The sequence below is a fragment of the Saccharicrinis sp. 156 genome (genome assembly GCF_050589685.1).
Classification (GTDB): Bacteria; Bacteroidota; Bacteroidia; order Bacteroidales; family Marinilabiliaceae; genus Saccharicrinis.
On the sequence record NZ_JBNGOS010000013.1, the window covers coordinates 56,991 to 69,728 of the forward strand.

Sequence of the window (12,738 nt, forward strand, 5' to 3'; positions counted from 1 at the left end):
GTAGTCTTGTTTAACACTGGAGAAACGCAAAACAGCCATAGATTAGCTGTTTTGCGTTGTAATGTCCCGCTTATTGTTTCTGCGCTTTAATCAGGTCGATAAACGCTACGATATTTTCAATTGGGGTATCACCTTCGGTGGCATGCGAAGGACAGAAAATATAACTGCCTTCCTTACCTAGTTCCAAAAGGTGCTTTGTTTCTGCAACCACATCTTCAACGGTGCCATAAGGCAAGGTCTTCTGGGTTGAAAGACCTCCGTGGAAAGTAACCTTGCCGCGGTAGGTATTTAATAAATCATCCACATCAAGAACCTCCGGTTGAAATGGGTTGATAGAATTAACACCTGCCTCAATTAACTCGGGGATAATCTCCGCAATATCACCACAGGAGTGTATCAATTGGTATTTTCCGTGCGCTTTTGTATTGGCATACATTCTTTTGAGTTCAGGATACAGAAATTCCATCCAAACCTCTTTACCCATCATCAGCTTTTGCTGAGCTCCCCAGTCATCCCCAAAATAGATACCGTCCACTTCAGGAAAACGGGTACATACATTGTTGATAACGGCAATGTTGAAGTCCGCTATTTTACGAAGCAGGTCTTTAACAAAATCGGGATACATCATGAAATCAAGGAAGGCATTTTCCATTCCTCGTAAAGTCCAATAACGTTCAAATAGGCTGAAACCAATACTGTAAAGGACGAATTTATCCTTGTTGGCCGCAATTTTCTCTTCTATGCCCGCATATAATATGGGATCGTCGGTATCAGGAAATTCATAACCTTCCAAAGTAGGTTCCGGTATAACAAGACCTTCCACGTTACCAATATCCTTTTCCAGTGTCATATCCCATACAACACCAAAAATGTCTTTTTTACGGTTGTTGCCTATGTCAATTTTAAAGCCGCTGGATTGCCCAAGTTTGATAAAGTGATTGTCGACCAATGCCTCTACGTCCACATCCTCGCCATAGTGGGCCTTCATTTTTTCCAGCGCCTCTATGGTGAATTTACAGTCCCATGGCACATAAGGAGGTTTTTTACCGTCCAGCACCATTTTTATTACCTCTTTCTTAGTCATTGTATATGGTTGTTGTTTTATGAATCAGATTGATTTAGACTATTTTACCGCTTCCTTAATAGGTTCTACGTGCGTGCCCAGGGCAGTTTTAACACCATAAATCTCACATGCTATTCCTGTTAATTCCTTATACGTATTAAAAACATCTTTCTTAAAATCTTCCAGCTTATCTTTATAAACCAAAGATACCATACATCCACCAAAGCCGGCACCAGCCTGACGCGAAGCCACAACACCAGTGGCAGTGCTCATGGCTTTGTACATATGTTGCATGGCATCGTTTGATATCTCAAACAGGTCCCTGGCGCCCGTAAACGATCTCTCAAAGATGTCCTTCAGTTGATCAACTTCACCATTTGTTAACGCATCTTCCAATTCGTGCGTACGGTTGTTTTCTTCAATAATAAATTCAGCACGTTTGGCCGCATCGGCAGACAGCTTGTCTTTATGCTCATGGAAAAACTCAATACTAACATCGCGTAACGCCTTAATATCAGGATCGATTTTGGCAAATACAGCAACCGCTTCCTCGCATTGTGCACGACGATCGTCATATTCGGAACCATGCAGTTGGCGGGGCTTGTTGGTATTACAGATGGCCACCATTATTTCTTTCGGCCAGCTAACCTGCGCATGTGTCAATTCGCGACAATCTAATTTGATGACCTTATGTCGCTCTCCAAAAATGACCGAATATTGGTCGAGAATACCACAATTTACACCCACGTACACATTTTCTGCACGCTGGCATAGGAGCGCCATTGTTTTGTTATCCATTTCAAAACCCGATGTTTCAGCTAACATGGCCATGGTCATGGCTTCCAGTGCAGCGGAACTCGACAGCCCGGAACCAATAGGAATAGTGCTACAGAATGAACCCGTAAATGCTTTTAACTCGATTTTCTCATCTATGAGTACTTTAACCACGGCACTAATGTATTTTGCCCAATCTCCACCTTCAATAATCTCGCCTGTTTCAACGTTAATTCTCGTTTTATCGTTCAGGTTGCATGAGTACATCTCAATAACACCCGTATCATTGCCGGAAAACGCGCAGTCGATAACCAAATTTACAGGCATGGTTACCACGTAGCCATGGTTGTAATCCGTATGGCTTCCCATTAAATCAACCCGGCCGGGAGAGTAGGCGTAATAGCTGGGTTGTGTTTGATATAGTTCACTAAACTTACTTAATACTTCGTTGTTCATGATGTCTGATTTTAAAATTTTAATACGGTTTTCATAGATTTAGGGCAATAATACTCAGTGTCTTGATGAAATTTAATAAACATCAGGTTATCCATTTGTCTATAATCTAACGATCTGATGTTATTATTGCCTTATTGTATTATTATAGTTAACAAAAGTAGACTAAGGATATTGGAATATTTTTCATACAATTGATTTTTGTTTAGTTATATTTGCCTGTGTTACTTTTTTGGGCAAATATCTTTATTATGATTCCATATATTGAGAAAATAGAACTAGACAAAGGAAAATCATTTTACGTCGGGACATATTCCGGAAAGTATTTTGAGCGTTCGTGGCACTATCATCACGAGTTTGAATTGTTATTAATAACCAAAGGATACGGAACAAGGGTGATAGGCGATAATAGGAGTCAGTTTGCGGTTGGGGACCTTGTATTGATTGGAGGGAATATTCCACATGCCTGGTTTTCCGATCCCGTTTTTTTCGAGGCTGATAATAATGAAACCTGTGAATCGGTTTATCTTCAATTCGATCGATCGATATTTGGGACACGTTTTGCCAGTCTGCCCGAAATGCAATCTATCCAATCCCTGTTAAACGCAGCAAGATACGGTCTAAGATATTCTCCCAAAGATGAATTTGTGGATATTGTAAATTTAATATGTGATTTTCCTTCCTATGATGGTGTTGACCGTCTCCTGAATTTGATTAAGATATTGGATTTGTTTGAGAAAGGTCATTGCGAACCCATTGTTTCGAAAGCATATTTTGATAGTATTTTTGTGACTAAATCAGTAAGAATAAAGAAAGTACATGAATATGTCATGAATAACTACATGGTAGATGTGAGTGTGCAAAAGGCGGCCGAACTATCCGAAATGAATGTGAGTTCCTTTTGCCGCTTCTTTAAAAAAGTTACCCACAAAACCTTTTCGCAATTTGTAAAAGAAACGAGAATTGACTTTGCGCAACAGTTATTAATAAATACCACCCTCACTTCCAACCAAATCGGATTTGAATGCGGCTTTAGTTCGGTGGCCTATTTTAACCAGTGTTTTAAAGCTATCAGCGGAGTTTCCCCGTTGGAATACCGGGCCAATTTTAAAAAGGTGTAATAGTACCTGAAGTTGAGTCTCGACATATAAGTAACGGTACAGATGGATACAAAGTCACAGAGCCGTTAAGTTATGCCGCAATAAGAAATAATTTTTAAGAAAAAAAAGAAACACCCTTTTGTCAGAGGGTGAATAAAGGAGAATATGTTTGCTCGTGAATAGTCCTGATGATAATATAACTAAACGATTGGTAATATAACCATAAAAAATGGTTTACAGGAAAGTTAATTTTGTGTTTTTGGTACTCTAGCGGTAAAACAATATTGAAAAATGAAAAATCTATTTACAACAATTCTCTTATTAATTCTCTTTTTGGGGTCAAATGCCCAATCATCGCGTCATGTTGAAGATTTTAACTTCAACTGGAAATTTAATTTGGGAGATGTGCCTGAAGCAAGAAACGTTGATTTTAATGATGACGACTGGAGGGAATTGAATCTGCCGCACGATTGGTCTATCGAGCAAAATTACACTACCGAAAACACATCAGGGTCAACAGGTTTTTTGCCCGCCGGTATAGGATGGTACCGTAAAAAAATCAGTGTTTCGGAAGCATCAAAAGATAAACTGACCTTTATTGAGTTTGATGGAATTTATAATAATTCAGAGGTTTGGATCAACGGGCATTATTTGGGCAAGCGTCCTTATGGGTATAGCGTATTTGGATATGAGCTTACACCTTATTTAAAAAAGGGTGGTAATAATGTAATATCTGTAAAGGTAGACCATTCTAATTACGCCGATTCACGTTGGTACACAGGTTCCGGCATATACCGAAACGTACGATTGGTAACTACTTCAAAAACATATGTTCCACAATTTGGCGCTTGGGTAGAGACTCCGAGAGTTAGTTCGGCACAAGCTATCGTGAAAACATTTGCTGTAATCAAGACACCTGAAAAGCAGAGGTTAACGGTTAAGGTGTCCATAAAAGACAAATCAGGCAAAGTGATCGGTAGCCACAGCCAGCGGGCAGTTGTCTCAGGAATCGACACCCTAGCATTGGCAGTAAAAGTGCCCAAGCCAAAATTTTGGAGCATCGAACAAACAAACATGTACAAGGCAGAAGTTCAGGTTTTGTCTGGTAAAACCCTACTGGACGAATACCCGATTGACTTCGGGATCCGCACATTCCGTTTTGATGCCAACAAAGGTTTCTATTTAAACGAGAAGAATATCAAGCTAAAAGGAGTTTGTTTGCACCATGACGCCGGTGCTGTTGGTGGTGTTTTTATCAAAGATGTTTGGAAACGAAGATTAAACGGGTTGAAAGACATTGGTGTCAATGCCATTCGAATGTCTCATAATCCGGCTGACCCGGGCTTGTTACAGCTGTGCGACGAGTTGGGCTTTGTGGTTATTAACGAGGCGTTGGATGAGTGGAGAAAAAATAAGGACAAGTGGATTACCTCGCGTTTTGCCAAGGATATGCGTCCGGAACTTAAAACAGGTTATGGGGATATATTTGAGGAATGGGCAGAACGTGATGTGAAGGATATGGTGCGCTATTCCCGCAATCATCCGTCCATCATTATGTGGAGTATGGGTAACGAAATTGAATGGACTTATCCTTATTATTATAAAATGGAAAAAAGCAACCAGGGATTGGGAAATCAGGTATTGTCTGAAATTGAAGAAGATGGAGGTGATGAATTAAAAGCAACAGCGGAGGAAATTGAACGTTGGATTAAAGAGGTGGATAAAACCCGTTATGTTACTGCAGGTGGTGTTTTACCAAAAGCCGGAAATATGACAGGTTACTTTGATGTGCCGGATGTGATTGGTTATAACTACCGGGCAGTAAATTACGATGAGGACCATAGGAACTATCCTAACCGATTGATGTATGGTTCGGAAAACTGGGGGACCTACCAGGAATGGAAAGATGCGGTTGACCGAGACTTTGTAGCCGGTATTTTTATTTGGACAGGAATTGCGTATCTGGGAGAGTCCGGCCCATTCCCTTGGAAGGGTTTGGAGATATCGTTGATGGACTTTGCCGGATTCTTTACGCCCCGCGGCCATTTTTATAAAACACTTTGGAACGATGAACCATCGATATATTTGGCGACCAAACATGCTAAAAAAGCGCAATGGATTTATGAGGACGGAAAATGGGTGGATAACCGGGTAAGGTTCTGGCTGGATAAATGGTTGTTCGAAGATGTGGACCCCACATGGAATTACGAAAAAGGGGATCAGGTGTTTGTTGAGGTGTATTCTAACTCACCTAAGGTTGAGCTATTTGTGAACGGTAAAAGTTATGGAGTTAAAAGCCCCCACGATTTTGAGGATCATATCGTAAAATACCTGGTGCCGTATCAGGAAGGAGAGATAAAGGCTGTGGGTATAAACGGTGATAAAACAGTATCCAATTACGCATTAAGATCCGCCAAGTGGGTAACGAAAGTTCAATTAAAAACCGACAGAACTACCATGAAAGCCAATGGTTATGATGTGGTACATATTGAAGCTAATTTAACAACGGGTAAAGGAGATATTGTACCCGATAAAGAAATGCAACTCGTATTTGAAATAGAGGGTGAAGGCATCAATATTGCGGTGGATAACGGATGGGACAGAAACGTGCAGAGTCATAAATCAAACCAAATTGTAACACATAACGGTAAAGCTTTGCTGTTGATTCAAAGCACGAGAAAAGCGGGAGAGATAACGATAAGGGCGAAGGCCGGGGCGCTTACTTCAAACGAGATTGTGATAAAAACCGAAAAATAACCTTATTGGGCTGTATCAAAAGTATAATAATGCCATTCGGGGCGCGACTTTCAGTCACGCCCCGAATGGTCACCTAAAAATAAGCTTAACTTAATGCTTGTATAGTAAAGGGTTATTTTTTAATGATTTTAAAAGTCTTGATTTCTTTTTCATCCCCGCTGATCCGAAGCAAATAAATACCTGGAACCAGGTTAGTCATGTCTATACTTGCAGGATTACTTTCTATCTTATTAGTTTTCAAGATTCGTCCACTTATATCGAACAGCTGATAGGATAAATTGGACAGTTCAATCCCTTTGATGCTGAGAGATACAGAATTGTTGATTACCGGATTGGGGTATATTTCTAGGTCATATTCATCTTTTACCTGAAAATATGAGGTCGGTATATCGAGCCTGGTTTGCAGAAATCCCTGTGTTAAAAAGGATTTGCTGCCCGTATATGTCTCCGCGACCAATTCACCGATACTCCAGCTAATTACATAGCCGGAATGCTCATTGGATGAACCGGATGCATTCAATACTTCCTGCGCGAAAAGGCACTGTACAGATAAAATAAAGCATCCTATTGTTAAAAACTTCTTCATATCAGTTGTCGTTAAGGTTTATAGGTCACAAAAGAAAAACTCATGTCTTCAAACTCATTATCCGTATTTTTGGTATATACATATAGTCTTCCTGCTCCGGATGAGATTGATGAAAAGCCGTAAGTGCCAATAATTGAAACAATGGTGATGTATTGCTGGTAATGGTACGATTCGCCATCGATGGTTATGAAATATCTGCCTGTGCTTTTTTCAACCGTAAAATTACCCGTACTGGCAGCGATGGTTCCGTTGGCATTTACAACACCATAAGCAATTGGAACCATATTGGCAGAACTGGTATTGGAGGTATGTAGTTCGTGGGATATTTTAACAACCCCGTCTTCCTGTACTTCCAGTCCAACCAAGTTACTGTGGTGAGCCGATATCCGGTAGTTTTCATGTCCCGCAAACAAACCGGCCCTGAACTTACGTGTCCCGTCGGTAGCGAATATTAGGTAGGCCGAGCTGGAAGCCACATTGTATCTGCCCAAATCGATATATGCACTCCCTGCGGTACCGGTAAGAATTGCGGAGGCATTTTCGCCCCTGATCTGAAACATTTGCGGGTACGAAACGCTAAAATCTCCAATGCCAACCCGTCCCGTAGGATAATAAATGCTGGTACCCTCGGCATGCCAAAGTTCATTGCCGGGAATGGTAACACTGCCTCCGCCGTTCGACAAGGTAAGCTCTCGTCCGCTTAAGCCAAGCGTCTGGATTTCGTTGCCGGGGTCGGCATCCGCATCGTCAATTTCATCGTTCGTGACCGTGTATGCATGAAACGCATAAGGAACCGATACTAATTGGGAAGTCCCCATATGTATAAAGCTGGTTCCTCCGGTTAAGTCCAGTTCAACTTTGATAAAATGGGGTGCCAGTCCCCATCCTCCCGGACCAAAAATACCGTCCACAGGTCTACCTTCTCCTATTCTAAGCGTAACCAGCCCAAATGCATTTGTGGTTACCGAATGTGTTTCACTGTACATCACCTTCCCGGTTTCAGATTCTTTTAATATGCTAATCCTGAAAGAGACTAATTGATCTGGAACAACCTCTCCGGAACTGGTACGAACTACAGCCTGGTAATTAAAAGCCTCTGGCACCTGAGCAATTAGCACGAAGCCTAAAAATGTCAGTTTAATCAAACAAAGTAATCTTTTCTTCATGGCAGTTTGTTTAAGTGAAAATCTGGGTCTTGGATATATTTATTTATATCAATGCCATTTTTATAAGAGCTTGCATATTAGTTAAGTTACGAATGTTGTGCAGGCTAGTCAAGAAAAAAGATGGTGTATGCGCAAGGGGAGCCATATTTCGTATACATAGTAAATAGCGCTCTGTATTGGCTTGCTTTAGTTTAGCATTTACTCCGGACCATGGATTGGCATGATAATCTATAAGTATTTGTGGCCTTTACCTTTAAATTGATGATTGGTTCAAAACGTTTCATGGTAGGTAGTTTAAAAAAAGCATAAAACAAAATCAAGGTTGTTGGGTTGTATATTTGTACTAATACGATTAATAATGTATTTGTAGTATGTAATATACTAATAAACAGATTTATAAAATAGTATGTCAAAAGAAAAAGTTAAACAAATACGAGATTATTCATTGGTGGGAAAAGAGTCTGAAAGGGCGATATCCAAAGGGTTGGCCGGGGCGGTTTGGTATACTTCGCCTATCCCAAGAGCTAAAATGATCGAATTACTGCAAAGAAGAAATGGCCCGGCGGTTAGGGACACCTTGTTATGGCTTGGGTTAATTATTGGCTTTGCTTTTTTAACGGTCAAACTTTGGGGGAGTTGGTGGGCAGTGGTTCCTTATTTGGCGTATTGCGTATTATATGCTTCTACCTCGGATTCTCGTTGGCATGAATCGAGTCACGGAACGGCTTTTAAGTCGGATTGGATGAACAATGCCCTGTACGAGATGGCCTCGTTTATGGTATTCCGCCAATCAACGGTTTGGCGTTATAGCCATACCAGGCATCATAGCGATACCCTGGTTCGGGGTCGAGACCCTGAGATATCCGTTCCCCGTCCTCCGGATATCAAAGCCATTATTCTGAATTTTTTTGGTTTAAGCGCTCCGCCAAACGAGATGCGTAAAATTATGATCCATGCCAGCGGTAAAATTGATGAGGAAGTGGCCACTTATTTACCTGCATATGAAAACAAAAAAGTGATTTTCAAGGCACGTGTTTATCTGGCTATTTATTTGACGGTTATACTGGCATCCATCCTTTTTAAAACACCTTTCCCAATTATGTTTATCGGGCTTCCTACTTTGTTTGGTTCCTGGTTGATGCCTATCTATGGGCTTACCCAGCATGCAGGATTGTCAGAAAATGTTTTGGATCACCGTTTGAATTGTCGTACTGTTTATATGAACAGGATTCATCGTTTCCTGTATTGGAACATGAATTATCATATCGAACACCATATGTTTCCATTGGTTCCTTATCATGCCCTGCCTAAGCTACACGAGTTAATGAAAGATGATTGCCCTCCACCTTATAGGGGAATTATCAACACGTTTAAAGAAATTATTCCGGCTGTGCGTAAGCAAGTGAAAGATCCTGGATATTTTGTCGAAAGGGAACTCCCAAGCGAATCCATTCCGCAACAGATAAATGAATCGGTCAGCATCAAAAAAGAGGATGCAGATAAGGATGGTTGGATTAAAGTCTGTTGTGAGGACGAGATGGTTTATAACGAAATATTACGTGTTGATTGTGGAGATGCAACTTTTGCGTTGTACAAATTACCGGGTGATAAGTTTTATGCCACCGAAGGTATTTGCACGCACGGAAATACACATCTGGCTGATGGATTAATTGTAGGTAACCAGATAGAATGTGCCAAGCATAATGGACGGTTTAAAATTGAAGATGGTTCGGTGCAACGACCACCGGTGTGCCTGGGATTGTCAACCTATGAGGTGAAAACCAAAGATGGATTCGTTTATTTAAATCTAAATGCATCCTATCATTACGATGCACGGGATAGGATACCATTTAAAGTGGTGAGCAATGATAACGTGGCCACCTTTATTAAGGAGTTGGTTCTGGAACCCATAAATGGAGATGCCTTCAATTTTAAACCTGGCGAATATATCCATCTCGAGATTCCGGCACATCAAACCAGGTTCAAAGAAATGCTGATCACTGAACCTTACCGTTCTGCCTGGGAGCAACTTAAACTTTTTGAGAACTTTGCTTCCAATCATACCAAAACACGGCGTAATTATTCCATGGCCAATAATCCCTTTCAAGAGAAACAGCTTCGGTTTAATGTTAGAATTGCTACTCCACCACCAGGAAAAAATGTGAAGGCGGGAGTAGGTTCGTCCTTTGTGTTTAACCTGAAAGAAGGGGATTTGGTGAATGCCACCGGACCGTTTGGCGATTTTCATATTAAAGACACGGACCAGGAAATGGTTTATATTGGAGGAGGAGCAGGGATGGCTCCTTTGCGATCGCACATATCGCATTTGTTCGAAACGGAAAAAACGAAGCGAAAAGTCAGTTATTGGTACGGGGCGCGCTCTCTTCAGGAATTATTTTACGATGACTACTTTAATGAATTGGCAGACAAGCATCCTCATTTCGATTTTCATGTGGCCTTATCCGAGCCGCTGCCATCTGATAATTGGGAATCGCATGTGGGGTTTATTCATCAGGTAGTGGAAGAGCAATATCTGAAAAAGATTAAAGATATAGGTAATGTTGAGTTTTATTTATGTGGTCCACCAGCCATGATTGAAGCATGTAAAGAGCTTTTGGCAAAATATGGTGTTCACGAAGAGGCGATAGCATATGATGAATTTTGAAGTCTTGTTATACTGAACAAATTTATAATCTAATCAAATATGGAAATCAAATATATATGCCCTTATTGGGGAAGTGAAACGCTTTCCCCAAAAACTTTTGTTCAAAAAGCCCTGGCTGCCGGATACGATGGTGTTGAAATGAATTTTACTCCCGAGCAAGGATTTGATAAGGAAGTAAAGGAAACCTTTAAGGAAACAGGGGCTGTTTTTATTGCACAGCAATGGTTGCCGCCCAAAAATGAAAGTGTAGACGAATATCGTAAACGTTTGGTGGATCGATTAAAATTTTTGGCCTCTTTTAAACCTGTATTCATTAACTCACATACAGGCAAGGATTTCTTTTCATTTGAGGATAATAGTAGCTTGATAGAAAGTTGTCAACGGGTTATAATAGAAACCGGTGCACGAATTATCCACGAAACACACCGAGGACGGTTTAATCATCATGCATTTAGTTTGTTGCCTTATTTGGAGAAATATCCGGAACTTGAGCTGAACGCCGACTTTTCTCATTTTTGTAATGTTTCGGAAAGTTTGCTGGAAGACCAGGAGCATATTCTTGAGAAGATAATTCCGCATTGCAGGTATATTCATGCCCGTGTAGGGTTTGATCAGAGTGCCCAGGTAAACCATCCTTTTGCCCCTGAATGGAAGACGAACCTGGATAGGTTTGTTGGTTGGTGGCAAAGAATTATCGACCTGGCTAAGGAAAGGGGAGAAGAGGTGTTTTATATCTGTCCCGAATTTGGCCCATACCCGTATATGCCAAGGCTTCCGTTTACACAGAAGGAAGTTAGTGATCAGTGGGATATCAATAAACAGATGATGGAATACCTGAAAGAAAATTTGCAATAGAAGGTTAATCCAAACTATTTTACACATACCCCTGACTAAGTGTCAAACTATGGCAAGGGTAGATTCTGTTACATAATCTGAAACCATTAATTACAAATTTCTGAATGATTCAAGGGGTGCTCAAACGTTTCTTTTTTATACCAAATGAGCTGATCTCGCAAATTCTTCAACAGCCATTTCTAAATACCGGCCCGCATATTTAATTGAATCGTCTAAACTTATGGAAAGATCTCTGGTTTCTTTTAGGTAATGAACTCCCAATTCAGGCAATTTCTCCGGCGCCAATTCGCTGATGCCACAAAAAACAGCCAGCTTTTGGGTGGTCAGTGAATCCATCACCCCCTTAATTACCTTGCCCGAAAATGTTTGTTCGTCCAGTTTTCCTTCGCCCGTAATAATCCAGTCTGCACCTACAATATTTCTGTCAAAGTTGGCCTCGTTTTTTATCAGATCGATGCCGGAGTTGAGCTGGGCATTTAAAAACAAAATACTTCCTGCACCCATTCCGCCTGCAGCCCCGGCCCCGGGTATGTGCTGTAAATCTTTGTAAAATTTGTTTTTAACAACGGCGTTGTAGTTTCTTAAGCCAGAATCCAGTTGTTTTACAGTTTCGTAAGAGGCTCCTTTTTGTGGGGCATAGGTATATGCAGCCCCGTTGATCCCGAACAAGGTATTATCCACATCGCAAGCAACATCAAAATTTACGTTTTTAATACGAGGATTTACCCGTGAGCTATCTATTTTGACCAGTTTTATTAAGTCACTTCCTTTACCTTCCAACTCCTTGTTGTTCACATCAAAGAAGCGATACCCAAGCGCTTTTGCCATTCCTAATCCACCGTCGTTGGTAGCACTTCCCCCAATACCCAAAATAATATGTTTGACACCCTTGTTGAGCGCATCCGCAATTAATTCACCGGTCCCGAAAGTGGATGTTTCCAGCGGGTTCAGTTCTTCGTTTTTTAATAGCCGAATACCCGAAGCTTCTGCCATTTCGATGTAAGCCGTTTTTTTGCTTTCGGAATATAAGTAGGATGCGTTAATTTTACGGTATAGCGGATCGTGCACTTCTAAGGTGATCATTTCTCCATCCAGGTAATATTTGAGCACTTCAATAGTACCGTCGCCTCCATCTGCCAGGGGAAGTTTGACGATTTCAATATCGGAAACATGTTTTTTGATACCTCGTTCCACCGCATCACAAAACTCCAATCCAGTCAGCGAACCTTTAAATTTATCCGGGGCAATTATTATTTTCATTGTGTAAGGTTAATCACAAAGTAGGAATATTTATTATACTGCATAAACGCAAAAAGGAA

9 protein-coding genes are annotated in these 12,738 nt (G+C 40.9%); 4 read left to right on the top strand and 5 right to left on the bottom strand.

What is annotated here, in order from left to right; all coding sequences use genetic code 11:
* Positions 1–70: 70 nt before the first annotated feature.
* Together ACRD64_RS10015 and galK are read right to left on the bottom strand one after the other, a co-directional pair.
* Complete coding sequence (locus ACRD64_RS10015) at positions 71–1,084, bottom strand: uroporphyrinogen decarboxylase family protein (protein WP_430933197.1); 1,014 nt, start codon at positions 1,082–1,084, stop codon at positions 71–73.
* A gap of 39 nt (positions 1,085–1,123) precedes the next feature.
* Complete coding sequence (gene galK / locus ACRD64_RS10020) at positions 1,124–2,293, bottom strand: galactokinase (protein WP_430933198.1); 1,170 nt, start codon at positions 2,291–2,293, stop codon at positions 1,124–1,126.
* A 248-nt stretch (positions 2,294–2,541) separates the two neighbouring features.
* On the opposite strand from galK, the gene ACRD64_RS10025 reads away from it, so the two are divergent.
* Positions 2,542–3,411 carry an AraC family transcriptional regulator gene (locus ACRD64_RS10025; protein WP_430933200.1) on the top strand — a complete coding sequence of 290 codons (870 nt, stop codon included), beginning with the start codon at positions 2,542–2,544 and terminating at the stop codon, positions 3,409–3,411.
* Positions 3,412–3,681: 270 nt separating this feature from the next.
* Entirely contained in the window at positions 3,682–6,147 is a 2,466-nt protein-coding gene (locus ACRD64_RS10030; RefSeq protein ID WP_430933201.1) for a sugar-binding domain-containing protein, read from the top strand.
* A gap of 112 nt (positions 6,148–6,259) precedes the next feature.
* Here ACRD64_RS10030 and ACRD64_RS10035 read toward each other — a convergent pair whose 3' ends face one another.
* Together ACRD64_RS10035 and ACRD64_RS10040 are read right to left on the bottom strand one after the other, a co-directional pair.
* Positions 6,260–6,733 (bottom strand): T9SS type A sorting domain-containing protein, encoded by a 474-nt coding sequence (locus tag ACRD64_RS10035; RefSeq protein WP_430933202.1) that lies wholly within the window; start codon positions 6,731–6,733, stop codon positions 6,260–6,262.
* 11 nt (positions 6,734–6,744) lie between these two features.
* Positions 6,745–7,899 (bottom strand): hypothetical protein, encoded by a 1,155-nt coding sequence (locus ACRD64_RS10040; protein ID WP_430933204.1) that lies wholly within the window; start codon positions 7,897–7,899, stop codon positions 6,745–6,747.
* Between the two features lie 406 nt (positions 7,900–8,305).
* Here ACRD64_RS10040 and nqrF point away from each other — a divergent pair, with 406 nt between their 5' ends.
* Together nqrF and ACRD64_RS10050 are read left to right on the top strand one after the other, a co-directional pair.
* Complete coding sequence (nqrF, locus tag ACRD64_RS10045) at positions 8,306–10,564, top strand: NADH:ubiquinone reductase (Na(+)-transporting) subunit F (RefSeq protein WP_430933205.1); 2,259 nt, start codon at positions 8,306–8,308, stop codon at positions 10,562–10,564.
* Positions 10,565–10,603: 39 nt separating this feature from the next.
* Positions 10,604–11,419, top strand: coding sequence for a sugar phosphate isomerase/epimerase family protein (locus ACRD64_RS10050; RefSeq protein ID WP_430933206.1), 816 nt, complete (start codon positions 10,604–10,606; stop codon positions 11,417–11,419).
* Positions 11,420–11,554: 135 nt separating this feature from the next.
* Here ACRD64_RS10050 and ACRD64_RS10055 read toward each other — a convergent pair whose 3' ends face one another.
* Positions 11,555–12,679, bottom strand: a complete 1,125-nt coding sequence (locus ACRD64_RS10055; RefSeq protein ID WP_430933207.1) for a glycerate kinase — start codon at positions 12,677–12,679, stop codon at positions 11,555–11,557.
* Positions 12,680–12,738: the final 59 nt, after the last annotated feature.